Annotated in this window: 22 protein-coding genes; 4 read left to right on the top strand and 18 right to left on the bottom strand. The window is 70.9% G+C overall.

Translation table 11 applies throughout. The features are described from left to right. Positions 1-468: 468 nt before the first annotated feature. The 6 genes from pgeF to MFF21_RS02675 all read right to left on the bottom strand — a co-directional run bounded on the left by pgeF (position 469) and on the right by MFF21_RS02675 (position 6,541). Entirely contained in the window at positions 469-1,236 is a 768-nt protein-coding gene (pgeF, locus tag MFF21_RS02650; protein WP_238309660.1) for a peptidoglycan editing factor PgeF, read from the bottom strand. A gap of 43 nt (positions 1,237-1,279) precedes the next feature. Further along, positions 1,280-2,362 carry a class I SAM-dependent methyltransferase gene (locus MFF21_RS02655; protein ID WP_238309661.1) on the bottom strand — a complete coding sequence of 361 codons (1,083 nt, stop codon included), beginning with the start codon at positions 2,360-2,362 and terminating at the stop codon, positions 1,280-1,282. Then, the gene (gene lgt, locus MFF21_RS02660) at positions 2,359-3,249 is read right to left on the bottom strand and encodes a prolipoprotein diacylglyceryl transferase (RefSeq protein ID WP_238309662.1); all 891 of its coding nucleotides are present in this window, start codon (positions 3,247-3,249) and stop codon (positions 2,359-2,361) included. Before lgt ends, MFF21_RS02655 begins: the two co-directional genes overlap by 4 nt. Positions 3,250-3,348: 99 nt before the next feature. After that, complete coding sequence (locus tag MFF21_RS02665) at positions 3,349-4,335, bottom strand: catalase family peroxidase (RefSeq protein WP_238309663.1); 987 nt, start codon at positions 4,333-4,335, stop codon at positions 3,349-3,351. Between the two features lie 119 nt (positions 4,336-4,454). Continuing rightward, entirely contained in the window at positions 4,455-5,705 is a 1,251-nt protein-coding gene (locus MFF21_RS02670; protein ID WP_238309664.1) for a DUF2336 domain-containing protein, read from the bottom strand. Further along, positions 5,702-6,541 (bottom strand): response regulator, encoded by an 840-nt coding sequence (locus MFF21_RS02675; protein ID WP_238309665.1) that lies wholly within the window; start codon positions 6,539-6,541, stop codon positions 5,702-5,704. The genes MFF21_RS02670 and MFF21_RS02675 overlap by 4 nt, the downstream gene beginning before the upstream one ends. A 346-nt stretch (positions 6,542-6,887) precedes the next feature. On the opposite strand from MFF21_RS02675, the gene MFF21_RS02680 reads away from it, so the two are divergent. After that, entirely contained in the window at positions 6,888-7,565 is a 678-nt protein-coding gene (locus MFF21_RS02680) for an MgtC/SapB family protein (RefSeq protein ID WP_238309666.1), read from the top strand. Between the two features lie 4 nt (positions 7,566-7,569). On the opposite strand, the gene ilvA is transcribed toward MFF21_RS02680, so the two are convergent. From ilvA to MFF21_RS02705, 5 genes are all read right to left on the bottom strand, one after another. Next, positions 7,570-9,102 (bottom strand): threonine ammonia-lyase, biosynthetic, encoded by a 1,533-nt coding sequence (gene ilvA / locus MFF21_RS02685; RefSeq protein ID WP_238309667.1) that lies wholly within the window; start codon positions 9,100-9,102, stop codon positions 7,570-7,572. 112 nt (positions 9,103-9,214) lie between these two features. Further along, a complete protein-coding gene (locus tag MFF21_RS02690; RefSeq protein ID WP_238309668.1) occupies positions 9,215-9,742 on the bottom strand; it encodes a PilZ domain-containing protein in 528 nt (175 codons plus the stop codon). 318 nt (positions 9,743-10,060) lie between these two features. Then, positions 10,061-10,405 carry a diacylglycerol kinase gene (locus MFF21_RS02695; RefSeq protein WP_238309669.1) on the bottom strand — a complete coding sequence of 115 codons (345 nt, stop codon included), beginning with the start codon at positions 10,403-10,405 and terminating at the stop codon, positions 10,061-10,063. Further along, complete coding sequence (locus MFF21_RS02700) at positions 10,402-11,448, bottom strand: AbrB family transcriptional regulator (RefSeq protein WP_238309670.1); 1,047 nt, start codon at positions 11,446-11,448, stop codon at positions 10,402-10,404. The genes MFF21_RS02695 and MFF21_RS02700 overlap by 4 nt, the downstream gene beginning before the upstream one ends. A 79-nt stretch (positions 11,449-11,527) precedes the next feature. Beyond that, positions 11,528-12,481 (bottom strand): LysR substrate-binding domain-containing protein, encoded by a 954-nt coding sequence (locus MFF21_RS02705; RefSeq protein WP_238309671.1) that lies wholly within the window; start codon positions 12,479-12,481, stop codon positions 11,528-11,530. Positions 12,482-12,617: 136 nt separating this feature from the next. Between MFF21_RS02705 and MFF21_RS02710 the strand changes: the two genes are divergently transcribed. Further along, positions 12,618-14,207 carry a catalase gene (locus tag MFF21_RS02710; protein ID WP_238309672.1) on the top strand — a complete coding sequence of 530 codons (1,590 nt, stop codon included), beginning with the start codon at positions 12,618-12,620 and terminating at the stop codon, positions 14,205-14,207. 162 nt (positions 14,208-14,369) lie between these two features. On the opposite strand, the gene MFF21_RS02715 is transcribed toward MFF21_RS02710, so the two are convergent. The 4 genes from MFF21_RS02715 to MFF21_RS02730 all read right to left on the bottom strand — a co-directional run bounded on the left by MFF21_RS02715 (position 14,370) and on the right by MFF21_RS02730 (position 20,856). Then, the gene (locus tag MFF21_RS02715) at positions 14,370-15,113 is read right to left on the bottom strand and encodes a BA14K family protein (RefSeq protein ID WP_238309673.1); all 744 of its coding nucleotides are present in this window, start codon (positions 15,111-15,113) and stop codon (positions 14,370-14,372) included. Between the two features lie 115 nt (positions 15,114-15,228). Beyond that, positions 15,229-16,308, bottom strand: a complete 1,080-nt coding sequence (locus tag MFF21_RS02720) for an HD-GYP domain-containing protein (RefSeq protein ID WP_238309674.1) — start codon at positions 16,306-16,308, stop codon at positions 15,229-15,231. Between the two features lie 187 nt (positions 16,309-16,495). After that, positions 16,496-19,633, bottom strand: a complete 3,138-nt coding sequence (locus tag MFF21_RS02725) for an efflux RND transporter permease subunit (protein WP_238309675.1) — start codon at positions 19,631-19,633, stop codon at positions 16,496-16,498. 11 nt (positions 19,634-19,644) lie between these two features. Then, positions 19,645-20,856 carry an efflux RND transporter periplasmic adaptor subunit gene (locus MFF21_RS02730; protein WP_373324900.1) on the bottom strand — a complete coding sequence of 404 codons (1,212 nt, stop codon included), beginning with the start codon at positions 20,854-20,856 and terminating at the stop codon, positions 19,645-19,647. 227 nt (positions 20,857-21,083) lie between these two features. Here MFF21_RS02730 and MFF21_RS02735 point away from each other — a divergent pair, with 227 nt between their 5' ends. Next, positions 21,084-21,266: a hypothetical protein gene (locus MFF21_RS02735; RefSeq protein ID WP_238309676.1), complete on the top strand. Its 183-nt coding sequence runs from the start codon at positions 21,084-21,086 to the stop codon at positions 21,264-21,266. Between the two features lie 31 nt (positions 21,267-21,297). Here the strand turns inward: MFF21_RS02735 and speB are convergent, their stop codons facing one another. Next, a complete protein-coding gene (speB, locus tag MFF21_RS02740; RefSeq protein WP_238309677.1) occupies positions 21,298-22,347 on the bottom strand; it encodes an agmatinase in 1,050 nt (349 codons plus the stop codon). A gap of 115 nt (positions 22,348-22,462) precedes the next feature. Between speB and MFF21_RS02745 the strand changes: the two genes are divergently transcribed. After that, positions 22,463-23,824, top strand: coding sequence for a TIGR04222 domain-containing membrane protein (locus tag MFF21_RS02745; RefSeq protein WP_238309678.1), 1,362 nt, complete (start codon positions 22,463-22,465; stop codon positions 23,822-23,824). A gap of 6 nt (positions 23,825-23,830) precedes the next feature. Here MFF21_RS02745 and MFF21_RS02750 read toward each other — a convergent pair whose 3' ends face one another. Both MFF21_RS02750 and coaBC read right to left on the bottom strand, forming a co-directional pair. Beyond that, positions 23,831-24,145 carry a hypothetical protein gene (locus tag MFF21_RS02750; protein ID WP_238309679.1) on the bottom strand — a complete coding sequence of 105 codons (315 nt, stop codon included), beginning with the start codon at positions 24,143-24,145 and terminating at the stop codon, positions 23,831-23,833. Between the two features lie 81 nt (positions 24,146-24,226). Further along, positions 24,227-25,465 carry a bifunctional phosphopantothenoylcysteine decarboxylase/phosphopantothenate--cysteine ligase CoaBC gene (coaBC, locus tag MFF21_RS02755; protein WP_238309680.1) on the bottom strand — a complete coding sequence of 413 codons (1,239 nt, stop codon included), beginning with the start codon at positions 25,463-25,465 and terminating at the stop codon, positions 24,227-24,229. Positions 25,466-25,470: the final 5 nt, after the last annotated feature.

Below are 25,470 nucleotides of genomic sequence, written 5' to 3' on the forward strand. Positions count from 1 at the left end.
AGAAGCCCGTCCAGGTGAAGACCGGAACCGGGGTGAAGACCGGCGGGGGAGCCGCACGGCGCGGCAGGTCGGCAGCGAAGGCAGAGCCTGCGAAAGCAATGCCGGCAAGGGCGGTCGCACCGCGAAGAATAGCTTTCATCATCTGGTCCTCTGATCTGTGCGGTCGCGTCATTCCTGACGTCGTTCCCGCACGGTTCCCCGTATCTATTGCAGCAGCCTGAGAGATGCTGTTGCGAACCGATCACGCCGACCGTCGCGAAAACGGCCCCTTTGTGGCGCTGACCGGAAACCCCTCAGCAGCTTAACCGTAAAACGCCACCGAACGGTCAAGGTTCACTTGCTGTGGAGCTTTTTCTGCCTGGTTTCGTGGACAGATTGTCGCAGCTGATTGCCGCGAACGCCGAAGCGGCCCGGACACTGAACAGGCCCGGGCGGCATGGCACTGTGCGGCAGCGCACGCGGTCGAAGTCAGGGAGTCAGCGCAATCGCGGAAATCAGGCGGCCATAGTCGCTCTCGGCCCGGTGCGTGGCGCGGCGATAGCTGTAGAAGCGCTCCGCATCCGCGTAGGTGCACAGACCGAGGGAAACCGCTTCTGCCACGCCCGCCTGCTGAAGCCGCGCCAGGATGAAGCCCGGGAGGTCGAACTGGGCATGGCCGGGGCGGCCGTTGACGAAGAAGCGCTCCGATCCCGGCGCTTCCGCCCGGAAGCGCTCCACGAATTCCACACCCACTTCGTAGGAGGCCTGGGCGATCGTCGGCCCGAGCACCGCGACGATGCGCTCGCGCCGGGCGCCCAGCGCCACCATGGCGGCGACCGTCCCTTCGATGACCCCGCCGAGGGCGCCTTTCCAGCCGGCATGGGCGGCGCCGACGACCCGGCCCTCTGGATCGGCGAAGAGGATCGGGCCGCAATCGGCCGTGGCGATGCCGAGCACGATGCCGGGCACCCGGGACACTATGCCGTCGGCCTTCGGACGGCCGTCCAGGGGAAAGGGGGCCTCGACGGTCACCACGTCGGCGGAATGGACTTGGTAGAGACTGACGAGATTGGCTGCCGGAAGGCCAAGCTGCGTGCACATCCGGGCCCGGTTCTCGGCCACCCGCTCCGGCGCGTCCCGGGAGCCGATGCCGCCGTTCAGTGAGGCGTAGAGCCCCTCCGAGACGCCGCCCTGCCGGGTGAAGAAGGCGTGCCGGATGGCGGAATGGGAAGAGAGCTCGGGCGCTTCGATGAACATGGGTCGGTCTTTCTCGTCGGTGGCGCCGGGCTTGCGGGACGATTCAGGCGGCAGCGGGGAGGGCGGGCAGAGCGGCAAGCGCGGGACCACTCAGCGCGAGCACCTTGAACAGCGCCCCCATGCCCCGCCGGGACGGATCGGTCAGCCGGGCGACGGCGGCGTCGATCGCCTCCGCCTGCGCAGGCGTCGCCTTCGCCTTGAGCCGGTCCGCCCGCAGGGGCAGGCCGAGGGCGAGGAGGAAGTCGCGTTGGTCGACGGGGCCGTGCACGAGAGCGCCTTCGGCCGTCGCCGCCTGGGTGAGGGCTGTGAAGTCGACGTGGGTGGTGAGGTCCGCCTCGCCTGGGGCCGCGAGAGGATCGGCAAAGCGATGGCCCGCGAGCGCCTGGAAGCTGTCTCCGAAGCCTGGACGCGTGTGGCCGTAGTCGATGACGAGGCCGGCTCCGCCCTGCCGCGCGAGGCGGCGGCCGAGGCGGCGGGCGAGGTCGAGCCCCGCCGCCGGCACCGTCATCAGGACGCCGGTCGGGCCCGCCCGGTCGAGCCCCGGTGTCGGCTCCGGGGCGAGGCCGAAGCGCAGGGCCGTGCCGTCCTCGGACAGCCCGATCCGGCGTTCGCACCAGCCGCGCGTCGTCCGCTCGAACTGGCGCACCGGCAGGGCATCGAAGAACTCGTTGGCGAGCACGATCGCCGGGCCGTCCGGAACCGTCTCGACGGTGTCGTGCCAGGCGACGGGAAAGCCCGCGCCGTCCAGGCGCTGCCGCTGGGCCGCGCGCAGCACTGGGCTCGTCTCGACGAGATGGATCGAGAAGGCCGCCCCCGGCGCGGCGGCCCGCAGGGCCCGCAGGGCATCCGCCATCAGCGTGCCGCGCCCGGGGCCGAGCTCGACGAGGTGCAGCGGGCCGTCATGGCCCATGGCGGCCCGGGTGGCCGCGACCCAGACGCCGATCAGTTCGCCGAACATCTGGCTGATCTCGGGGGCGGTGACGAAGTCGCCGGCCCGGCCGAGGGGATCGCGGGTCCTGTAATAGCCGTGCTCCGGGTGCCCGAGGCACAGGGTCATGTAGCGGTCGAGCCCGATCGGGCCGCCGTCGCGGATCTCCTGCGCGATCAGCCGGAACAGCGGCGTCAAATCTGCCCCGCCTCGGCCTGGACCTCGCCGCGGCTCGCCCGCGGCCGGGTCACGCCCCGGGCGGCGAGCACGATGTAGGTCAGCCCGACGATCGCCATCGGCACGCAGAGCAGCATGCCCATGGTGACGCCGCCCCCGAGGGGGCCGACATCGTGGCCGAACAGGAAGCCGAGCTGCTTGTCCGGCTCGCGGAAGAACTCGCAGAACGTGCGGGCGACGGCGTAGCCGAGCACGAAGATGCCGCCGAGCAGGCCGGGCTTGCGGAAGCCGAAGCGGTTCACGGCGACCGCCATCACGATGAAGAGCAGGAAGCCCTCCGCCGCCGCCTCGAAGAGCTGGCTCGGATAGCGGGGGATGTCGCCACCGGTGGGGAAGACGATGGCGTAGGGGAAGTCCGGCGCCGCGCGGCCCCAGAGTTCCCCGTTCACGAAATTGGCGATGCGGCCGAAGAACAGGCCGATCGGTACGACCACGGCGGCGATGTCGAGCATCGTGTAGCCGTTGAGCCCGCGGGAGCGCGCGAAGAGCAGGAGCGCCAGGATCGCCCCGAGGAAGCCGCCGTGGAAGGACATGCCGCCGTTGCGGATCGCCAGGATCTCGAGCGGGTCGTGGAGATAGAGCGGCAGGTTGTAGAACAGCACGTAGCCGATGCGGCCGCCCAGCACGACGCCGAGCGCCACCCAGACCACGAGATCGTCGATATCGGCGAGCGTCGGGCGCTTGACCACGCCCCAGAGCCGGTCCGCGGAGACGAGGCGGCGGGCATAGAACCAGCCGCCGATCAGCCCCGCGATGTAGGACAGGGCGTACCACTTGATCTCGATCGGGCCGAGGGAGACCGCGACCGGGTCGATGGCCGGGAAGGGAATGGCGAGCAGCGGCGGCATCGGTCGTCGGCCTTGCGTGACGGGCGCCGGGGATTGCACCCGGCGCCGGGGGAGCGTCAACCCGGGCCGCCCCTCCCGCGCGGCCCGCGCTTCGGCGGCTTACTGGGCGCGCTTGCCGAAGGAGACAGCATAGGACTGCACCCGCGTGTCGATCAGCGGATCGTCCGAGACCTCGATCCCGTCGGCGAGCGCGTTCGGCATGAACAGCAGCGCCTTCTCCGCCTGGGCGCTGTCCGCCACGGGCTTCGTCAGCGTCAGGGTGCCGAGCTCGACGGTCTTGCGGTCCTCGGGCCAGGGCTTGGTCGCGTCGTTCGTGGCATCGCCGGCCTGCGCGAGCTGGGCGAGGACGCGGTAGCTCACGGGCTCCTTGCCGATCCGCTCGACGATCTCGCGCATCAGGAAGTCCGGCGCCTGCTTGGCGGCCTCGTCCTTGGACAGCGATTCCTCGCCGGCTACGGGCACGAAGCGGTAGCGGAAGGCCTGGCGCTTGCCGGTGGCGTCGACGAAGACGAAGGCGTTGACGCCGTTGAAGGTCTGGCGGGCCAGGCTCGACGGCGTGCCGGCTGTGCCGCCCGCGGTGCCCGCCGCGGGATGCGCCTTCACGAAGGTTTCGATCGGGGTCGGATGCGGCACGTCGGGGCCGCTCTCGGAGACGGCCTTCAGGAGATCGCGGAACTCCTCGCCGGTGCGCACGGGGAAGTATTTCAGGGCGTTGACCACCACGTCCATCTCGCCGCCCTCGGCGAGCTTGAACTTGATCGCCATGCCGTGGGGATTGGCGTTGGCCGCGCCGTCCGGGATCGCCGGCAGGCCGGTGGCGTCCGAGAAGCGGACGGTGACGGGCACGGCCGGCCCCTTGAACACGGAGGCCTTGCTCAGGCCCGCGGCCTCGGGGGCGGGGGTGAACGTCCCCTCGACCACGACGCCCTTGGCATGATTGGCCCGCAGGCCGGCATGCTGGCCCCAGAGCTTGTTCATGATCCCGACGATCTGCTCCGCCGTCGAGGCGTCCTGCGCCATCGCCGGGCCGGCGAGGGCGACGGTCGCGGCCAGGGTGAGGGCACGGGCGAAACGAATCGACGTCATGGGCGCAGGATCCACGTTGGCGCCTTCGGACCGGGCGCATCGGGCGGCCCCGCTTCTCGCAGATTTCGGTCTCATTCCAAAGAAGGGACCGCATCCTTCGCCGCCGCGGCGGCGCGACGTCACGCCGCTTGCCCGGCCTTGGCCAGACGCCGGGGCGAGAGCGCGGCTTCCACCGGTCGCGGCAGCGCCGGGGGAGAGGCCTCGCGCCCCCTGCCGTCCAGCATCTCGCCCCAGGCCGTTCCCGGGCGCAGGGCGAAGGCCGCCACGCCCATCGGGGTGAGGCGAAGCCGCAGCAGGCGACGCGCCGAGAGCGGCGACAAGGTCCGCGTCAGCTCGTAGGCCTCCGCGATCGCGGAGCGTGCCGCCTCGGGCCCGTGCCCGAAGAGCAGCAGCGATTTCACCGTCGCCCAGGGATAGCCGCAGCCGTGCAGGATCAGGGCGATCGAACGGCCGTCCACCTCGTCGTAGGCCGCCACGACGACGTCGACCGGGAGGGTGGCCTGGCAGGCGACTGCCGCAAGGGCGTCCTCGATCCGCTTCACGCTGAGCCAGCGGTTGATCATTCCGGGGCTCACCGGCGCTTTGTCGAACCGCTCGGCGATGAAGGCTTGGGAGGCCCGGAAGCGGTCGAGGCGTCCGGAGGCGGCCGTGGCCGGCTTGGCCTTCGCCCAGGTCAGCAGGGCCGTGATCTGCCGGGCGGGCAGACGATTGGTGGCGAGCGCCGCCTGCGCGCGCCGTTCCGCCAGGGCCGCGAGGGCGCCGTGATAGCCTTCGGGCAGGTCTCGTCGTCGGGTCAGGGCGAGGGCGACGGCCTCGCTCTCGCCCGCGTGGCGGAGAAACGCGCCGAAGCCGGCCGGAGAGATGGCGGCATCACGATTGCCCGCGAGGACCGTCGCGACGCCGGCACTGCCATGCTCGAGCAGCAGGTCGCTCAAGGCCGTATCGACGGGAATGCGCTCTGCGAGGGCGCGGCGATGGTCGTCGCTGCAGGAGACGGCAACCTGGCAGAGGACGTCCTCGGTCAGGCTTCTGCAGCGCCTGAGGAGGGGCTCGGATACCGCCCCGTCCACGTCCTGGGCGAGTCTGGCCGAGGTGCGCGGTGGGCCGCGCCGGAGGGGAGCGAGGCCCTCGGCGAAGGCCGTGCGTGCGGCGGTGTCGACCTCGGAGAGCAGATTGTTGAGCAGGTTGTCGTAGGCGGCCTTGCTTTCTGGCGGCAGACAGGACCAGCGCTTCACCAGGAGATCGACGGACCGCAGCACGAGCGCCGACTGAACCGATGGATCGCGGCAGGCGAGGGCCGCTTCGATTTCGCTGATGAGGGCCTCGAACCGACGGCTCGTGTAGGGATGTCCCCCGCCCGGTGGCATCATCGAGGATGCCTTTTGAGCCCGGCGGTGTTCGCGCTCCCGCTCTCGAGGACGCGCCGCTCCTCCGCGTGGAGCGCGTTGATCAGGTAGGGGCGCCAGAGACCGAAGGCTTCGTGGAGCATCTTATCGATTTCCGCGAAGCCGAAGGGCTTCTGCAGGAAGCCGGAGATGCCGAAGGTCGAGAATTGTCGGGTGAGGCCGGGGTCGATCGTGCGTCCCGACAGGATGATCTTGGCCTCTGGATGTCGGTCGTTGAGGCGGCAGGCGACTTCCAGAGCGGGAAAGTCGGGCAGATTCGTTTCCACGAAGGCGAGGTCGATCGTCGTGCTTTCGATCATGCGCAGGGCTTCGCGTCCGCCAGTCACCTCGCAGATCTCGAAGCGGAAGCGGCTGTCCGTCAGCAGCCGGCCGATGAGCGCCCGGGTCTCGCGGCCCGGATCGGCGACCAGCAGCGACAGCTTGCGGCGAAGCACCCGGCTCGCCTCCACGACGCGGCCGACATGGGACGCCCGGAGAGGCTTCAGCACGACGTCGTAGGCACCGATGCGTTTGGCGACGAAGGGCCATTGCGGCGACAGCAGATCGGTGACGAGAACGATCAGACAGTTCCCGCCCTGCGCCTCGCTCCAGGTGACGAGGTTCAGCCCGTCCATCCGGGGCAGGATCGAGTCGATGAACAGGATGTCGATCCCGCCGCCGGCCAGAACCGTCTCCAGGGCGCGCCCGTCGGCGATCTCGGTGACCTGGGCGTCGGGCGCCGCGGCGATGGCGGCTTCGCTGACGGCCAGCCGGACTTCCTCGTCGGCGTCGGCGATCACGATCTTCAGACTGGACGGCAAAACGGTGCGGCTCCTGGCGGCGGCGATCGACGACCCGCGCCCCGGGTAGGGTCTCTGGCTTCGCAAGGGTGGACGTGAAGACTTGAACATTTGGTTTGCGCCGCCCGACAGCAAAACGAGGCGCACAGCGTTTTCTGGCCTATCTCAATATTCGTTCGGTTTTCCCGACCTGATTGCATGTGCTGTGGTCGATCCATTTGTGGGTGTCGCCTCCGGCGGCAGGCTGCGAAATCCTGCCGCCGGGACCGGAGCTCGGAGGACCGCGTGCCGCGCATCGCGGCGGGGTCGGCTTTTCGACCGGGAGCGCTAGAGTTCGGGGACGACGTCAGGGTCGGAGGGAGCTGGCTTGCTCGGCAATACGGAGATGGTCGCGCGCCTGATGCTCGCGGCGGCGATGGGCAGCGTCATCGGGTTCGAGCGTGAGCGCCTGCTCTGGGCGGCAGGCCTGCGCACGCACATGCTGGTCTGCGTCGGCGCCTGCCTGATCATGCTCGTCTCCGCCTTCGGCTTCGACAGCGTGCTCGGGCAGAAGAACGTCGTGCTCGATCCCTCCCGCGTGGCGGCGCAGGTCGTCTCGGGCATCGGCTTCCTCGGGGCGGGCACGATCCTGCTGCGCGGGGAGGTGGTGAAGGGGCTCACCACCGCCGCGAGCCTCTGGGCGGTGGCGGCGATCGGGCTCGCCGTGGGGGGCGGGCTCTACGTGCCGGCCGTCGCCACGACGGTGCTGGTCGTGGCGATCCTGGCGGGCGTCAAGCCGATCGAGGAGCGCTGGCGCGACCGGATGCAGACGCGGGAGCTGCAGGTCGCCGCCAAGCGCGGGGCGCTCACCCTCGACACGCTGCACGCGATCACCGGCGAGCGGGCGGCCCGCATCCGCCAGTTCGTGGTGCGCCCCGGGGAGGATCCGGAGATCGAGGAGGTCACGATCGCCTTCAGTCGTCTCTCGCGGGCCGGCATCGCCCTGATCGCCCGGCGCCTGCGCGAGCATCCGGCGGTGGTCCGGGTGGAGGAGGCGGGCGGCTGAGCCCTCAGGCGTCGCCCTCGTCGAGGCCGCCGTCGAGGAAGAGGCGATAGGCCGGGTTCTCGGTCTCGTCGTAATACGGGTAGCCCAGGGCCTCGAGGGCGTCCTCGAAGGCGGTGCGGACCTCGGGCGGGACGTCCATCCCGGCGAGCACGCGGCCGTAATCGGCGCCGTGGTTGCGGTAGTGGAACAGGGTGATGTTCACGCGCTCGCCCAGCGCGTCGAGGAACTTCATCAGCGCCCCGGGCCGTTCCGGGAACTCGAAGCGGTAGAGCCGCTCGTTCGCGATCCCGACCGAGCGGCCGCCGACCATGTAGCGCACATGCACCTTGGCCATCTCGTTGTCGCTGAGATCGACCACGCGGTAGCCGCCCTGCTTCAGGGAGGCGACGAGGGAGTGCCGCTCCGCCTTGCCGCCGGGCAGGTTGATGCCGACGAAGATCTGCGCCTCGGCGCCCTCCGCGTAGCGGTAGTTGAACTCGGTGATGGCGCGGGGGCCGAGGGCCGCGATGAAGGCGCGGTAGGCGCCCGGCCGCTCCGGGATGGTGACGCCGAGCAGCACCTCGCGCTCCTCGCCGATCTCCGCGCGCTCGGCGATGTGGCGGAGGCGGTCGAAGTTGAGGTTGGCGCCCGAGGAGATGGCGATCAGCGTGCCGGCCCCGGGATTCGCCTCGGCATAGGCCTTGGCGCCGGCCAGGCTCAGGGCGCCCGAGGGCTCGGAGACGGCGCGGGTGTCGTCGAAGATGTCCTTCACGGCGGCGCACATGGCGTCGGTGTCGACGGTGATGACGCCGTCGAGATGCTCCCGGCAGAGCCGGAAGGTCTCCTCGCCGACCTGGCGCACCGCCACGCCGTCGGCGAACAGGCCGACGCTCGGCAGGATCACCCGCTCGTCCGCCGCGAGGGCGGCCTTGAGGCAGGCGGCGTCGTCCGGCTCGACGCCGATCACCTTGGTCTCGGGCCGCAGGAACTTGACGAAGGTGGCGATGCCGGCGGCGAGCCCGCCGCCGCCCACGGGCACGAAGATCGCCTCGATCGGGGCGGAATGGTGCTCCAGGATCTCCTTGCCGATGGTCCCCTGGCCGGCGATCACCTCCGGGTCGTCGAAGGGATGCAGGAAGGTCAGGCCCTGCGCCGCCTCGAGGCGGCGCGCCTCGGCCAGGGCCTCGTCGAAGGCGTCGCCGTGCAGGATTACCTCGGCGCCCCGCGCCCGGCAGGCATCGACCTTGATGGAGGGGGTGGTGCGCGGCATCACGATCACCGCCCGCAGGCCCAGCTCCTGCGCGCCCAGCGCCACGCCCTGCGCATGGTTGCCGGCGGAGGCGCAGATGACGCCCCGCGCCCGCTGCGCCTCGGTGAGCCCGGCCATCTTGTTGTAGGCGCCGCGCAGCTTGAACGAGAAGACCGGCTGCAGGTCCTCGCGCTTGAGCAGCACCGGGCGGCCGAGGCGCTTCGACAGCCGCGGCATCGGGTCGATGGGGGTCTCCTTCGCGACGTCGTAGACGCGGGCGGAGAGGATCTTGCGGATGTAATCGGTCACGGGGGCGTCTATCGGCTTCGCGGGCCGCCGGGGCGGCCGCGGCGAGGCGGCCGGACCGGCGCGAGCCCCGCATTTACCCCCTCCGCGGATCAGATGCGAGGGCCGCGCCGCCTCAGAGCGTGATGGCCTCCGTCACCCGGGCCGGGTCGAGGGGCGTCAGGAAGGCCGCGCCGACGCCCTCGGCGAAGCAGCGCACCACCGTGGCCTCGGTCGTGCCGATCCGGATTCGGCTCCCCACCTCCACGGCCTCGTCGAGATGCAGGGCTGCACCCGTGGCCGAGACGTTGAGCAGGCGGCCGCTGACGACGAGGCCGGATTCGAGCCGGATCTGCGTTTCCGTCTGACGGGGAACGACGCGCCAGGCTGCGCGGGTGCGCTCTTCCGGCGGGTGCTGCTGCCGGGACAGCTCCAGGAGATCCTGGGCGATCACCGCGCTGCGGTTGCGTCCTGCCGCGATGCGGACGGTGAAGGAATGCGGCCCGGTGGCTACGATCCGGCTCTCGAGCACGCCGATATGGCGGATGCTGCAGGTCAGGGTCTCGTCGACGGTCGGCACGGTCGCCGAGCGGAACCGGATGCCGTCGCGGGACACGTCGTCGGTGACCGCGTAGAAATCCGCGCGCTGACGATTCCAGCACATGGCTGGCAAAATAATTCTATATCGGACCGAGGGCGGGTTGGCGGACATCGGACCCATGGTTCTGAAGCCACGGGTTATGGCGAGGTGGCTCTTTCGATGATCTCGCTGCGATGAATAAAATTGCTGAATTCACCGCTCGCGAGAATATGATGTCGATGGTTCGCGCGATGATTGTCTTTCGATGCGAGGGCTATGTGCCGGGAGCATCGGGGATTTTCGAAACGAACGCGCCGCGGAGCCCGATCGCGCGATCCGCCCGCATGACTGCCCTGCGGAAGGCGGGGGGATCCGTCGCCTTCGTCGAGACGTGCGGCCGCTTCAGAACCGATCGATCACGGCCGCGAGCCAGATCAGGGCGGCGAGGGCCTGGCTCGCGAAGGCCCCGGCCGAGGCGAGATCCTTGACGATGCCGATCCGGTCGTGGCGCCCCGGATGCAGGTGGTCGCAGAGCTTCTCGATCGCCGTGTTGAGGAACTCCGCGCAGAGCATCAGGAGCAGGCCCGCGAGCAGCGCGACCCGCACCCACAGCGTCTGGCCGAGCAGCAGCGCCGCGGGCAGGCCGAGGACGAGCAGCAGCAATTCCAGGCGGATCGCTCGCTCGGTGCGGGCTCCGTGGACGAGGCCGCGCCAGGAATTGAGGAAGGCGAGATAGAGCGCCTTCACCGGGCGGCTTCCATGCGAGAGATCCAGCGGGCGAGGAGCGGCCCGGTGACGAGCACCACGAACAGCCGCAGGGTCTGCACGGCGAGCACGAAGGGCACGTCGGCCCGGGCGCCCACGGCGATGACCGCGACGGAATCGAGGCCGCCGGGGCTGGTGGCCAGGAAGGCGGTCAGGAAGTCGATGGGCAGCAGGAAGGTGAGCCCGTAGGCCCAGCCGCCGCAGAGCAGGATCACGGCCGCTGTCGCGACCAGGATGCCCGGCAGGGCATGGAGCGTCTGGCGGAGGGTCTCGCGGGTGAAGCGCAGGCCGACATACCAGCCGATCCCGGCATAGGCCGTCTCCAGGAGAAAGGAGGGCAAGGCCAGGGTGAGCGTGCCGGTGGCGTGCAGCAGGGCGCCGAGCAGCATTGGCCCGATCAGGGGCGCCGCGGGCAGGCGCAGGGCGCCGGCCACGCCCGCGCCGAGGGCGGCCACCGCGAGGGTCGCCGCTACGGAGACCGCATCGAGCCGCTCGCCGATCGTGGGCGTGCCGCCCTCGGCGTCGCCGGAAACGAGGCGGGTCACCAGGGCTGCGCTGAAGACGACGGCGGCGACGCGGACATATTGCATGAAGGCGACAAGGCGCGGATCGGAGCCGTAGGCCTCCGACATCGCCACCATCGCGGCGGCCCCGCCGGGGGAAGAGCCCCAGGCGGCGGTGGTGCCGGGCAGGACGCGCAGCCGCGTCAGCGCCCAGCCGACCACGCCGCCCGCGGCGACCGTGACCAGCACCACCGCCAGCATGAGGAGGCCGTCGTCGAGGATCGTGCCGACGATCTCCGCGGTGACCGCATGGGCGACGAGGCAGCCGATCAGGGCCTGGGCCGCCTGGAAGCCGAGCCGGGGGACGCGCAGCGCCGCGCCGGAGACGCCGAAGGCGATGGCCGCGATCATCGGCCCGAGCAGCGTCGCGGCCGGAAAGCGCGCCTGGTTCAGTCCGTAGGCGAGGAGGGCGGAGACGGCCAGAAGCGCCGCCCAGCGGCCGGCCTTGCGCGGATCGTACACGGGAGACGCGACTGTCGGAGGAATGCGCCCGGCTACACCGCCGTGAGGGCGCTGTCACCCTGCCTGTTCCCGCCGGGGCTCAGGCGAGGGCGGCCGATGCCTCGTCCTTGGCATCGTCGCGGCAGGGGGCGGTGGCGGGTGGGGCATGGGCGCGGAAGAAGGCGGCGAGATGCTCGAGCCCGTCCGCCCGCGGGTCGCTGGAGCGCCAGGCGAGGGCGACGGTGCGGCCGGGGCCGTCGAGGTCGAAGGCGCGGGTCACGGTCAGGCCGCTCGGGTCCGGCCCCGGCGGCACGGCGAGCGCCGGGAGCAGGGTGTAGCCGGCCCCGGCGGCCACCATCGAGCGCAGGGTCTCCAGGCTGGTGGCGTGGCGGCCCGCGGCGCTGCCGGCGCCGCAGGCGGCGATGGTCTGGTCGCGCAGGCAATTGCCCTCGTCGAGAAGCAGCAGGTCCGGCCCGGCGATGTCGGTCGCCCGCAGGGCGCCGCCATGGGCGAGGGCGTGATCGGCGGGGCAGGTCAGCAGGAAGGGCTCCACGAAGAGCGGCGACAGGGTGAGCCCGGAGGCGGCCACCGGCAGGGAGATGAGCGCGGCGTCGATGCGCCCGTCGCGCAGGCCGTCGAGGATCTCCGCGGTGCGGGCCTCGCTGAGGGCGAGGGACAGCAGCGGGAAATCCTGGCGCAGGCGCCGCAGCACCAGGGGGAAGTAGTAGGGCCCGAGCGTCTGGATCGCGGCGAGAACCAGCCGGCCGGTCAGGGGCGAGCCGCGGCCCTCCGTGGCCAGGGCGAGCAGCCTCTGGGCCTCGCCCAGCACGATGCGGGCCTGCCGCACGATCGCCTGGCCGGCGGTGGTGAGGAGCACGCGGCGGTTCGAGCGCTCGAACAAAGTCAGGCCGAGGGCCGTTTCCAGTTTGCGGACCTGGACGCTCAGGGTCGGCTGGCTGACGTTGCAGCGCTCGGCCGCCCGCCCGAAATGCCCCTCGTCGGCGACGGCGACCACGTATTCGAGATCGCGCAGGGACAGGCCGGAAAGATTCATAGGCTGCGCCTATCACAATCTTTGCGACGATGCATTTGCCAACGTGTCGGACGCCCGTCATACCTGTGAACCAGAAAGGTTCCAGGGTGCCGCGCGGTGCCCCGGCGCCCGACGCCTTCCAAGGAGAGAGTATCGCATGAGCGAGAACCGCCCGATTCTGACGACCCGCCAGGGTCATCCCGTCCGTGACAACCAGAGCCTGCGCACGGTCGGCGAGCGGGGGCCTGCGACCCTCGAGAACTACCAGTTCATCGAGAAGATCACCCATTTCGACCGTGAGCGGATCCCCGAGCGCGTGGTCCATGCCCGCGGTGCCGGCGCCCACGGCTATTTCGAGGCCTACGGCAAGATCGGCGATGAGCCGGCCTCCAAGTACACCCGCGCCCGCGTCCTCAACGAGACCGGCGTGAAGACCCCCGTCTTCGTGCGCTTCTCCACCGTGGCCGGCGCCAAGGAGAGCCCGGAGACCGAGCGCGATCCGCGCGGCTTCGCGGTGAAGCTGAAGACCGTCGACGGCAACTGGGACCTCGTGGGCAACAACCTCAAGGTCTTCTTCATCCGCGACGCGATCAAGTTCCCCGACATGATCCACGCGTTCAAGCCGGATCCGGTGACGAACCGCCAGGAGGCGTGGCGCTTCTTCGACTTCGTGGCCCAGCACCCCGAGTCGATCCACATGGTGACTTGGCTGAAGTCGCCCTGGGGCATCCCGGCCAATTACCGCGAGATGGAAGGCTCGGGCGTCAACACCTACAAGCTGGTCAACGACCAGGGCGAGGCGGTGCTCTGCAAGTTCCACTGGATCCCGAAGCAGGGCGTGCGCAACCTGACCTCGGCCCAGGCCGCCGAGATCCAGGCCAAGGACGTCGGTCACGCCACCCGCGACCTCTACGACAACATCTCCGCCGGCAACTTTCCCGAATGGGAGTTCGCGGTGCAGATCATGCCGGACGGCCCGAACGACCATCTCTCGTTCGACCCGCTGGACGACACGAAGCGCTGGCCCGAGGACCAGTTCCCGCTGCTGAAGTGCGGCCGCATGGTGCTCGACCGGGTGCCGGACAACTTCTTCGCGGAAGTCGAGCAGTCGGCCTTCGGCACGGGTGTGCTCGTCGACGGCGTCGACTTCTCGGACGACAAGATGCTGCAGGGCCGGACCCTGTCCTACTCGGACACGCAGCGCTACCGGGTCGGCCCCAACTACCTCCAGCTGCCGATCAACGCGCCGCAGCCGGGCGTGAAGGTCTATTCGAACCAGCGCGACGGCCAGATGACCTACGCCGTCGACGGCACGGGCCCGAACAAGCACATCAATTACGAGCCCTCCACCCTGGCCGAGGGTCTGCGCGAGGCGCCCAAGCGCAAGGAGTACCACCAGGCGGTTGAGGGCAATCTCGGCCGCTACCAGACCTCCCGCACCGAGGACGACTACGCCCAGGCCGGCCACCGCTACCGGACCTTCGAGGACTGGGAGCGCGAGGACCTGATCGCCAACCTCGTGGCCGACATGAAGCAGTGCCCGGAGCCGATCCAGCTGCGGATGGTCTGGCACTTCTGGCACGCCGACGAGGATTACGGCCGTCGCGTCGCCGAGGGCGCCGGGATCGATCTGGAGAAGGCCAAGGCCCTGCCGCCACTGCCGGGCCGCGCCGCCCCGCACAAGCGCCTGACGCCCGAGACCTATACCGAGGGCGGCAACGCCCCGCACAAGGTCGCCGCCGAGTAAGACGACGGGCCGTCCATGAAAAAGCCCCGCCCGACCGTCAGGTCGGGCGGGGTTTCTTTTTGGGGTCGGGGAAGGGAAGTGCCGGGCCGGCGCCTCCCCGTTCCTGCGGATCGCCGTTTCCGGCAAGGCCGGCGCGCAGCGTCCGGGCGCGAGGCCGCGACTTTACGGGCAGGAACGGCGCACGCCGCGCCGGACGATGTAGGTCTGGCTCTGCGGGTCGTAGGTCTTGAAGCGGCGGGCGCATTCCGCCACCGCGTCGTCGAAGCCGCCGGGCGCCACGCCCGTCTCGACCGTCTCCGTGCCGTAATAGCCGGCGGGCGCGTAATAGCCGTTGTCGTAGCCGTATCCGTAGCCATAGCCCGGATCGCCGTAGAGGCCGGCACCGTAGAGACCGCCCGCCGCGAGGCCGAGCCCGGCTCCTACGCCTAAGCCGAGGCCGAGACCGCCATAGCCGTAGCCCCGGCGGTGCCACCCGGCGTTCCGCCAGCGGTTGCCGCCGTACCAGCCGCGATTGCCGAGGCCGGGGCGGACCCCCGCGACGCCGTTGCCGAGGCCGGGGCGGACCCCCGCGACGCCGTTGCCGAAGCCGGGGCGGCCCGCCCCGAAGCCGGGACGACCTGCGAAGCCGCCGCCGGCCAGTCCCGCTCCGCCGCCGCGGAAGCCACCGCCCCCGACCTCGGCGCCGCCACGGAAGCCACCGCCGGCCAGTCCGGCCCCGCCGCCACGGAATCCGCCGCCCGCCAGCCCGGCGCCACCACCGCGGAGACCGCCGCCGCCGCCACTGGCTCCGATGCCGCCGATGCCGCCGGTGGGCGCGGTGATCCCGCGGCCCTGGGCCTCGGCGAGCGCCGGAACGAGCAACAGCGCGCCGGCGGCGATTGCGGAAATTGTCGCGATACGTCTCATGAACACCACCTGGATTTGAAAAGTCAGCCCTTGCTCCTCCAACGCGCAGGCGAGGACTTCCTTCCATCCAGGCATGAAATGATCGCGCGCCGCCGCGTCGCCCGTCGCGGCGCCGTCAGGTCACGGGGTTCGGGCGCTCGGCCGCCGTTCGCGCGAAGATCGGCCGGTAGGCGCGCAGCAGATCGGGATCGAGCTGCCCGGCCATGCCATCCATGAGCCGGGCGGCCTCCGCTGCCTTCATCGGCGGCCGGTAGACGCGCCGCTCGGTCAGGGCGGAATGCACGTCGCAGATCGCCACGAGGCGGACGAGGTCGCTGATTCCCGCGCCGGTGAGCGCGTCGGGATAGCCGCTGCCGTCGAGGCGCTCGTGATGCCAGCGGGCGACGTCCACGATCTCCCGCTCGAAGGTGCCGGCCGCCGCGAGCATCTCCGCCCCGAGGGCGGCGTGGCTGCGCATCACCCGCATCTCCCCTTCGTCGAGGGGGCCCGGCTTGTTCAGGATCGCCAGCGGGATCCGGGCCTTGCCCACGTCGTGCAGCAGCGCCGCCTTGGCGAGACGATGGCGATCCCGGAACGAGAAGCCGAGAAGGCCCGCGAACTCCGCCGAGAGCCCGGCCACGCTCAGGGAATGCTGGTAGACCGTGATGTCGTGGCGCCAGACGACGTCGAGCCACGCGCGGATGCCGACCTCGGAGATGGCGTCGAGCACGATCTGCGTGCCCTCGTCCGCGTCTTCGACGCTGGGCGACCGGCCCTGCGCCGCCGCCTCGAACAGCGAGGAGACGATCCCCGTCGCCGCGGCGATCCGGGCTTCGATCCGGCTCGTGCTCCGCTCGCGCCTTTGCGCGATCGCGCCCATCAGCAGCGGCACGATGCCGGAGGATGGGCTCTTGGGCGAGAGTACGTGCGTGGCGCGGAAGAACCGGGCCGTGCCGGTGTCCGAGCCGCCGTTGCCCCGGGCGAGATAGAGGCAGGGCGCGTCCTCGGAGCGGATGCGGGCCGCCAGCTGCTCGGCCCAGGCCGGGCGCTCCTCTGGATGCAGGGCGGCGTCGATGACGTAGGCGAGGGGTGCGGCGGCGGGCAGCCGCGTGCCGATCTCGATCACGTGGCAGGGCAGGACGACGGCGATGCCGCGCGCCATGCGTTCCGCCCGTTCACGGCGGTCCGAAACGACGAGGACGAAGCGATCCTTCATGGGCCTACGGCGGCGCGAAGGCACCGGGCACGCCGTTCGAGCACCGGATTTTCGGACCGTTCGAGGACGCTAACACGAAGTCGTTGAGAAAACCTCTCGTGTTTGATCGATCAGTTCAAGCGCGCTTTCACCCTGGGGCCGCCGATGAACTCCGGTCTTCATGCCGGGCCCCATCTAAGCAGTTTGCCTATTCAGCTGCGACTTGACGTTCGAAGGCTCCGGGGGCGTTCGCCGCGGCGGCCGGGGGTACGTATCCGGTCTCGTCCTCGGGATCGTCGCGCTCGCCGACGAAGCGGCTGAACAACCGTACGAAGAGTCGTGACAGATCATCAACCAGAATGAAGATCGCCGGCACGAAGACCAGGGATAGACCAGTCGAGACGATCAGGCCACCGATCACCGCCACCGCCATCGGCGCGCGGAACTCGCCGCCGATGCCGAAGGCCATCGCCGAGGGCACCATGCCGGCGGCCATGGCGATGGTAGTCATCACGATGGGGCGCGCCCGCTTGCGGCCGGCATCGACGATGGCGCTCACCCGATCGACGCCGCGGGCCATCTCCTCGATGGCGAAGTCGACCAGCATGATCGCGTTCTTCGTCACCACGCCCATCAGCATCAGGATGCCGATCACCACCGGCATCGAGATCGGCATGTGGCAGACGAGCAGGCCCAGGATGGCGCCGCCGATGGAGAGCGGCAGCGAGAACAGGATGGTCAGCGGCTGCAGGAAGTTGCCGAAGAGCAGAACGAGCACGCCGAAGACCATCATCAGGCCCGCCCCCATGGCGAGGGCGAAGCCTTCGAAGACCTCGCCCATCACCTCGGCGTCGCCGGTCTGCTTGATGGTGACGCCCTCGGGCAGGTTCTTTGCCGTCGGCAGCGCCATCAGGCTCTCGATCAGCGAGCCCAGCGCGTCGGAACCCTGCATGTCCGCCTCCAGCGCCACCCGCACGGTGCGGTCGTAGCGCTCGATCGAGGTCGGGCCGCGGCCCAGCGTGATGTCGGCCACCGTCGAGAGCGGCACCGCCGTCCCGCCCTTCACCGGTACCTTGAGCGCGGCGAGATCGGCGAGCGAGCCGCGCAGGCTTTCGGGCAATTGCACGCGGATCGGCACCTGCCGGTCCTTGGCGTTGAACTTGGCGAGGTTGGCGCCGATGTCGCCGATCGTGCCCACGCGCACGGTCTCCGCGATCAGGTCCGTCGAGACGCCGAGATCGGCCGCCACGCCCGGCTTCGGGGTGATGCGGATCTCCGTGCGGTCGAGGGGGGCCGTCGAGACGACGTTGACGAGGTGGGGCACGCTCGCCGCCTCGCGCTGCAGCCGGTCGGCGATGTCGGCGACCTGCTCCTTGTCCTGGCCGGAGACGATCAGGGCGAGGTCGCGCTGGCCGCCCTCGCGCAGGGCCCAGAAGCGGATATCGGGCTCGTCCCGCAGGATGTCGCCGATCGCGACGTCGAGCGCCTTCTGCGTGCGCTCGCGGGTGTTCTTGGGCGTGAGGTTGATGGTGAAGGTGGCGAGCCGCACCTCCTTCTTGCCCGGCAACTGGCGACCGCCATCGACGAAGACGCTGCGCACCTCGGGCAGCGCCCGGATCTTCTCGACCAGCCCGTCCGTCACCTGCTGCGTGTCGGCGAGCTTGGCGCCCGGCGGCAGCTCCACCACGAACATGGTGCGCGCCGCATCCTCCGCCGGGATGAAGCCCGCCGGCAGGAGCGCGGTCGAGGCGATGGAGCCGGCGAAGCAGGCGAGCCCCAGGACCAGCGTGACGTATTTGTGGCGCACGGACCAGGCGACGAGGCGGCCATAGGCCCGCATCACCGGCCCCTCTTTCTCCTCGTGGCCGTGGTCGCGCAGAAAATAGGCCGAGAGCAGCGGCGTGATGAGGCGCGCCACCAGCAGCGACATGAACACCGCCGCCGCGATGGTGAGGCCGAACTGCTTGAAATACTGCCCAGCGATGCCGCCCATGAAGGAGACCGGCGCGAAGATCGCGATGATCGTCGCGGTGATGGCGATCACCGCGAGCCCGATCTCGTCGGCGGCCTCCAGGGCGGCGCGGTAGGGCGACTTGCCCATCCGCATGTGCCGGACGATGTTCTCAATCTCGACGATGGCGTCGTCCACCAGGATGCCGGTCACGAGCGTGATCGCGAGCAGGCTCACCGCGTTGAGCGAGAAGCCCAGGGCGCTCATCGCCCAGAAGGTCGGCAGCACCGAGAGCGGCAGGGCGATGGCCGCGATCAGGGTCGCGCGCCAGTCCCGCAGGAACAGGAAGACCACGATCACCGCGAGCGCCGCGCCTTCGAGCAGGCCCATCATCGCGGAATGGTAATTGCCGATCGTGCCGGTGACGCTGGTGTCGATCAGGTCGAAATGCACGTTCGGATCGGCGGCCGACAATTCCTCGATCTTCCGGGCGACGGCGACCGAGACCTCGGCGTCGCTGGCGCCCGAGGCGCGGGAGATGGCGAAGGCGACCACCGGCTCGCCGTTGAAGCGGGCGAAGGTCCGCGGCTCCTCGGCGCTGTCAACGAGGGCCGCGAGCTCGTCGAGCCGCACCTTGCGGCCGCCGGGCACGACGATCGAGGTGTTGGCCAGCGTCTCCAGGCTCGCCGAGCCGCCGAGCAGGCGGATCGACTGCTCGCCCTCCGCGAGCTCCCCGCGCCCGCCCGCCATGTCGGCGGAGGTGAGCCGCAATTGCCGGTTCACGTCCGCGGCGGTGATGCCCAGGGCCAGCAGCCGGTCGGGCTTGAGCATCACCCGGATCTCCCGGGCGACGCCGCCCAGGCGCTCCACGCCGCCGACGCCCTTCACCCCCTGGATCGAGCGGGCGACCACGTCGTCCACGTACCAGGACAGGTCCTCCGGCGTCATGGCCGGCGCGGAGGCGCCGTAGATCATGATCGGCAGGCCGGCGATGTCGACGCGGCTGATGATCGGCTCGTCGATGGTGCGCGGCAGGTTCATGCGCACCTTGGCGATCGCGTCCTTCACGTCGTTGACGGCGCGGTCGACGTTCACCTCCAGGCGGAACTCGATCGTGGTCACGGAAGAGCCTTCCGTGATGGTCGAGAGGATGTGCTTCACCCCCTTCACGCCGGCCACGGAATCCTCGACCCATTTCGTCACCTGGGTCTGCAGCTCGGAGGGCGCGGCGCCTCCCTGCGTGATCGTCACGGCGACGATCGGGATGTCGATATTCGGGAAGCGGGTGATCGGCAGGCTGCGGAAGCTCACCAGCCCCAGCACCATCAGCACCAGGAACAGGACGAGGGGGGTGATCGGCTTTCGGATCGCCCAGGCCGAGATGTTGAGGCGCATCGGAGGCCTCCTCAGCGCGGCTCGGCGGAGGCTTGGGCGGCCCCTTGCGCGGCTCCCGCCGGGAGCACGGCCCGCACCCGGTCGCCGTCGCGCAGGAAGGAGCCCGCCCGCGCCACCACCGTCTCGCCCGCGGCGATGCCGGAGCGGATCTCGGTATAGCCGCCCGCGGAGAGGCCGGTGGCGACCTTGCGCGCCTCGACCTTGCCCTCGCGCACGGCGAGCACGCTGGCCGAGCCGTCGGCGCCGTAGAGCACCGCGGCGAGCGGCACCGAGACGCCGTTGCGCCGGGCGACCTCGACCTTGCCGCGGGCGAAGGCGCCGATATGCAGGGACGGATCGGGATCGAGGCTGATGCGGACCTTGCCGAGCCGGGTCGTACGGTCGACCTCCGGATAGACCCGGCGCACCCGTCCCTTCAGGCTCCCGCCTTCGCTGAGGTCGAGCTCGGCCGGATCGCCGGCCTTGAGACGGGGCAGAGCCGTCTCCGGCACCTCACCCTCGAGCTCGATCTCGCCCCGGGCGATCAGGCGGAACAGCGGCTCGCCGACCGCCGTGGCGGTGGCGCCGACGCGGGCGGTGCGGCGGTTGACGATGCCGCCTTCGGGCGCGCGGATCTCGGTGCGGGCACGGCGCAGGGCGATCTCCCCCGCCTGGGCCTTGGCCGTGGCGAGGTCGGCCTGCGCCGCCTCCAGCCCGCCCCGGGCGGCGTCGAGCCGGCCGCGGGCGCCTTGGGCCGCGGAGACGCGCTGCTCCAGGGTGGCGGGGGTGGCGTTGCCGGTCCTCACCAGGGCCTGGGCACGCTCCAGGGACTGGCTCGCCTCGAGCTGCGTCGCCTCCGCCTGGACGATCTGGCTGCGGGCCTGGACGATCGCCGCCTGGGCCCGGGCGATGGCGGCGGCGTTGGCCGCCTCCTGCGTCTCGATCATCTCCAGGGAGAGCCGGGCGAGCACCTGGCCGGTGGCGACGCGATCGCCCTCTTCCACCAGAAGCTCGGTGATGCGCAGGCCCTCGATCTCCGGGGCGACCAGGATCTCGTCGCGGGGCACCAGCGTGCCCGTGACCACGGCGCGCTCCACGATCTCGCGGGGCTCGGCGGCGACCACGCTCACGGCAGGGGGCGGGGCCACCGTCTGGGTCGCGGCCGGCGTCTCGGCGGCACGGGCCGGCATCGCGCCCCCTGCGAGCGCGGCGAGGAGGAGGAGGGCAAGGCGAGCGAAGGTCATGGGAAGCGCGGATACTCGGCAGGAGTCGGCGCTCCCCTGTCGGGTCCTGTCGAGGCGGATCGGCGATTTCATGGCGATCGACCCCGCATCGCGACGAGGCGCGAAGCCTCGCTACCTGTGTAGCATGAAAGCCACGCCTTGACTTGCCGCCCTCGGGGCAGCGCCCGCGAAACCTATGAGTCAGCCGCACGTTGACCGGCGGACAGACATCCATCGGACGACCAGCGATGAGCATCTTCCAGATTCGTCAAAAGGCGAGCGGGACCATCCTCTGGACCGGCAGCGCGGCCGACGAGCGCAATGCGCTCGACGCCATGGCTCGCAAGGCCGGCTACACCGACTTCGCCTCCCTGCCCGAAACCATCCGGGCCGGCGGCATCGAGACCGCCAAGCTCGACCTCATCTCGTAAGCGGCCCATCCGCGCGCCGGAGGGGCACCGCCTATTGAGGCGGATCGCTCTGTCCGCTTCGGCTTCCCTCCGCTCCGGCCTTCGCGCCTTGCCGTCGATCCATCGCCTCGGCGAGCAGGCAGAGGATCTCGAAGAGCAGCGTCGCCCCCGCCATCGCGGTGATGCCGGAGGGATCGAGCGGCGGGGCCACCTCCACCAGATCGGCGCCGACGAGATCGAGGCCGCGGAGCGCGCGCACGAGATGCAGCGCCTCCCGGGCGGTGAAGCCGCCCATTTCCGGCGTGCCGGTGCCCGGGGCATAGGCCGGGTCGAGGGCGTCGATGTCGAAGCTGAGATAGGCCGGGGCGCTCCCGATCACGGCGCGGGCTTCGGCCGCGACTTCCGGCAGGCCGCGGGCGCAGACCTCGTCCATCGGCACGATGCGCACGCCTTGCGACCGGGCCCAGTCCAGTTCGTCCGCGCTGTCGATGGTGCCGCGCAGGCCGATCTGGATCATGCGGCGCGGATCGAGCACGCCGTCCTCGATCGCACGCCGGAACGGAGTGCCGTGGGTGAGCCGCGAGCCCCCGTATTGCGAATCGTCCGTGTCGCTGTGGGCGTCGATATGGACCAGACCGAGGGGGCGGCCGGCTCCGAGCGCCCGCAACACGGGATAGGTCACGAAATGGTCGCCGCCGACGGAGAGCGGCACGAGGCCGGCCTGCGCCAGGGGCGCGAGGAAGGCCTCGATCCGCCGCGCCGTCTCCGCCGCGTCCACCGGATTGACCGCCACGTCGCCGAGATCCGCGCAGGCGGCGAGGGCGAAGGGGGCGATGCCGGTCGCCGCGTTGATCGGCCGGAGGCCGGTCGAGGCCTCGCGCACGCCCCGCGGCCCGAGCCGTGCCCCGGGCCTGTTGGTGGTGGTGCCGTCGAAGGGGATGCCGATCAGGCCGATCTCGACCGTGCCCGGCGCCCGTGCCGGATCGATCACCGGCAGGCGCAGGAAGCTCGCAAGGCCGGAGAAGCGCGGGCTGTCCATGCCCGAGAGGGGCCGCAGCCGGTTCGGTCGGCCCGGATCGTCCGGTTTCGTCTCCTCACCCATCCTGGGCCTCCCCGGCTTGCACGGTCCTGACATCGGCCGGTGCGGGCAGCCCGCAAGGGGGCGCCCGGCAATTATGGTATCATCGCTCCGGTATCCACGACCTGGGGAAGGCGGGATGCGAAACGACGCGACGGATGTCTGGACGCCGGAACGGCGGGCGCTCTGGCAACGGATCGAGGCCCATCCCTTCGAGCGGGCGGACCAAGCCCTCGACTTCACGGAACGCCTCGCCCGGGATCGGGGCTGGACCCGCGAGGCCGCCCGGGGCGCGGTGGCGGAGTATCGCCGCTTCTGTTTCCTCGCGATGGTCTCGGACACGCCCGTCACCCCGAGCGAGGAGGTGGACGAGGTCTGGCACCAGCACCTCACCTATTCCCGCGATTACTGGGACGTCTGGTGCGGCAGCGTGCTGGGCCGCCGCCTGCATCACGACCCGACCGCGGGCGGGGCGGCCGAGCAGGCCCGCTTCTGCGCGCAATATGCCGAGACGCTGGCCTTCTACGAGGGCTTCTTCGGACCGCCGGACCCCGTCTTCTGGCCCGGGACCGCATCCCGCTTCCGGGGTCGGCCCCGCTATCGCATGGTCGATACCGACCGCGTGCTGATCCTGCCGCGGCCGCGCCTGCGCGGCGCGCTCGCCCTCCTCGGTCTGGCCGGTCTCTGGCCCCAGCCGGCCCAGGCGCTGCCGCTCAACCCGCTCGACTGGACGGCGGAGCCCTTCCTCACGCTCTATGCCGGCCTGATCGGGGCCTGCGTCGTCCTTTCCGTCGTCCTGCGCTTCCGGATGCGGGGGGAGGGGACCTTTCTGCGCAACCAGATCCTCGATCCCATCAGCCTCGCCTATCTCGCCGGCGGCTACAGGCGGGCGGCGGACACGGTGATCATCGGCCTCGTCCAGGCGGGAGCGGCGACCTATGGCGTGGGAACCGGCGTCGTCATCGTCGAGGATCGCGACGTGCCGCTGCCGCCGGAACTGCAGCCCTTCCGCGGCGCGATCCTCGGCCGGAACGAGCGCGACCCCCTGCTCAAGGCACTGGTGCCCCGCCTCGAACCGATGCGGGACAAGCTGATCCGGGCCGGCCTCTCGCCGAGCGACGAGCGGCTCTTCGCGATGGCGGTCGCGACGGCGGCTTTGTATCTGTCCGTCATCGCCTTCGGCATTGCGAAGATGATCGTCGGCCATGGTCGCGGCAAGCCGATCGGCTTCCTGGTCTTCCTGACCGGCATCGCCCTCGCCCTCGGCGTGGTCACCCTGCTCTGGCGCCCGACCCGGACCTGGGCGGGGGATGCGGTGATCGCGCAATCGCGCATCCGGCACGCCCGATCCGCCCGCGCCCCTCGCGCGGACCGGGACGACTTGCTCTTCGCCTTCGCCCTGGTCGGCGCCATCGCCCTGATCGGCACGCCCTTCGCCAGCTACGGCCACGCCCTGCGCAGTTCGGGCAATAGCAGCGGCTGCGGCGGCTGCGGAAGCTGAGCCGACCTAACCGCGCTGGCGGCTGCGCAGGCTGCTTTCCTCGCCGGAGGTGTCCGTACTCGGGCCGGAGGAGCCGGTGCGGTTGGTCTCCTCCCGGCCGTCCCGGCCACCGCCCTGGCGGGCACCGACATGGTCCTGGAACTGCTCGGTCTGGATGTGGCGGCTGTCGAGGCCGCGGGCGTCGCTGTGCTGGGCCTTATCGCGGTTGCTGAGCACCTGGTTCTCTTCGAGCAGGCCCTCGGGCAGGTCCGTCATCGCCCCGGTGCCGCTGCCCTTGCCCTTGGCGCCGATTCCCATGTCGTGCTTGTCGGCCTTGGCCATCGCCTCGCTCCTTCGTGCGGCGAAAGGGGAGGGCGGGATCTGGCCCCGGCATGCCCGGAAGCAAGCGCGGCGGGGGCAAATTTAAGAGGCCGTGCCGCCGGAACCCCGGGCCGCGAGCAGGGTTGCGAAGCGCTCCACGAGCTTGCGGCCGACCTCCTCCTTGCCGAGCTTCGGCCAGGTCTCGAGCGCGCCGTCGCGGGTGAGCAGGTGGACCGTGTTCTCCGTGCCGCCCATCACCCCGCCCTCCGGCGAGACGTCGTTGGCCACGAGCAGGTCGCAGCCCTTCTTGGCGAGCTTCCGGCGGGCATTGTCGAGCACGTCGTCGGTCTCGGCGGCGAAACCCACCACCAGAGCCGGGCGGTTCTCCTGGCGCGCGCTGATCGTGGCGAGGATGTCCGGATTCTCGACGAGGGTCAGGGGCGGGACCTGCTGGCCGTCCTTCTTGATCTTGCCGGAGCGGATCTCGGCGGGGCGCCAGTCGCCGACCGCGGCGGCGAAGATCGCGAGATCGGCGGGCAGCGCCGCCTCCACCGCCGCGAGCATCTCCCGGGCGCTCTCCACCCGCACGACGGCGACGCCCCGCGGGTCGGGAATCGTCACGGGGCCGGAGACGAGGGTCACCTGCGCACCGGCGGCGGCCGCAGCGGCGGCGATGGCGTGGCCCTGGCGGCCGGAGGAGCGGTTGGCGAGGTAGCGCACGGGGTCGATCGGCTCGTGCGTCGGCCCGGAGGTGACGAGGACGCGCCGGCCCGCGAGGGGCCCGGTGGCTCCGCCGAGCATGGCTTCGAGGGCATCGGCGATCTCGTTGGGCTCGGCCATCCGGCCGGGGCCGAACTCGGCCTCCGCCATGGCGCCCGCGTCGGGGCCGACCACGTGCACCCCGTCCCGCCGCAGGGTTTCGAGGTTCCGCTGCGTGGCCGCATGCTGCCACATCCGCACGTTCATGGCCGGCGCGATCAGGATCGGCAGGGTGGTGGCGAGCAGCACGGTGGAGGCGAGGTCCGGCGCGAGGCCGTGAGCCATGCGGCCCATCAGGTTGGCGGTGGCCGGCGCGACCACGACCGCATCCGCGTCCCGAGCGAGCTTGATATGGCCGATATCCGCCTCGTCCGCCCGGTCGAACAGGTCGGTATGCGCCCGCTCCCCGGCGAGCGCCGCCGCTGCCAGCGGCGTGACGAACTCCTCCGCTGCCTTGGTGAGCACCGGCCGCACCCGCGCCCCGCGCTCGCGCAGGCGCCGGATCAGGTCGAGCGCCTTGTAGGCGGCGATGCCGCCCCCGACGATCAGGAGGACACGGCGGCCGGAGAGGGGCTGGTTCATGCGCG

The sequence above is a fragment of the Methylobacterium organophilum genome (genome assembly GCF_022179465.1).
Lineage (GTDB): Bacteria > Pseudomonadota > Alphaproteobacteria > Rhizobiales > Beijerinckiaceae > Methylobacterium > Methylobacterium organophilum.

Bases quoted from the DNA above. Each gene is read 5' to 3' on its own strand.
- speB (WP_238309677.1), bottom strand. From the start codon at position 22,347: ATGGGTGAGGAGACGAAACCGGACGATCCGGGCCGACCGAACCGGCTG.
- MFF21_RS02735 (WP_238309676.1), top strand. From the start codon at position 21,084: ATGAGCATCTTCCAGATTCGTCAAAAGGCGAGCGGGACCATCCTCTGG.
- lgt (WP_238309662.1), bottom strand. From the start codon at position 3,249: ATGCCGCCGCTGCTCGCCATTCCCTTCCCGGCCATCGACCCGGTCGCG.
- pgeF (WP_238309660.1), bottom strand. From the start codon at position 1,236: ATGTTCATCGAAGCGCCCGAGCTCTCTTCCCATTCCGCCATCCGGCAC.
- MFF21_RS02670 (WP_238309664.1), bottom strand. From the start codon at position 5,705: ATGATGCCACCGGGCGGGGGACATCCCTACACGAGCCGTCGGTTCGAG.
- MFF21_RS02665 (WP_238309663.1), bottom strand. From the start codon at position 4,335: ATGACGTCGATTCGTTTCGCCCGTGCCCTCACCCTGGCCGCGACCGTC.
- MFF21_RS02720 (WP_238309674.1), bottom strand. From the start codon at position 16,308: ATGAAGGATCGCTTCGTCCTCGTCGTTTCGGACCGCCGTGAACGGGCG.
- MFF21_RS02730 (WP_373324900.1), bottom strand. From the start codon at position 20,856: ATGACCTTCGCTCGCCTTGCCCTCCTCCTCCTCGCCGCGCTCGCAGGG.
- MFF21_RS02715 (WP_238309673.1), bottom strand. From the start codon at position 15,113: ATGAGACGTATCGCGACAATTTCCGCAATCGCCGCCGGCGCGCTGTTG.
- MFF21_RS02690 (WP_238309668.1), bottom strand. From the start codon at position 9,742: ATGTGCTGGAATCGTCAGCGCGCGGATTTCTACGCGGTCACCGACGAC.
- MFF21_RS02710 (WP_238309672.1), top strand. From the start codon at position 12,618: ATGAGCGAGAACCGCCCGATTCTGACGACCCGCCAGGGTCATCCCGTC.
- MFF21_RS02705 (WP_238309671.1), bottom strand. From the start codon at position 12,481: ATGAATCTTTCCGGCCTGTCCCTGCGCGATCTCGAATACGTGGTCGCC.
- MFF21_RS02725 (WP_238309675.1), bottom strand. From the start codon at position 19,633: ATGCGCCTCAACATCTCGGCCTGGGCGATCCGAAAGCCGATCACCCCC.
- MFF21_RS02750 (WP_238309679.1), bottom strand. From the start codon at position 24,145: ATGGCCAAGGCCGACAAGCACGACATGGGAATCGGCGCCAAGGGCAAG.
- coaBC (WP_238309680.1), bottom strand. From the start codon at position 25,465: ATGAACCAGCCCCTCTCCGGCCGCCGTGTCCTCCTGATCGTCGGGGGC.
- MFF21_RS02745 (WP_238309678.1), top strand. From the start codon at position 22,463: ATGCGAAACGACGCGACGGATGTCTGGACGCCGGAACGGCGGGCGCTC.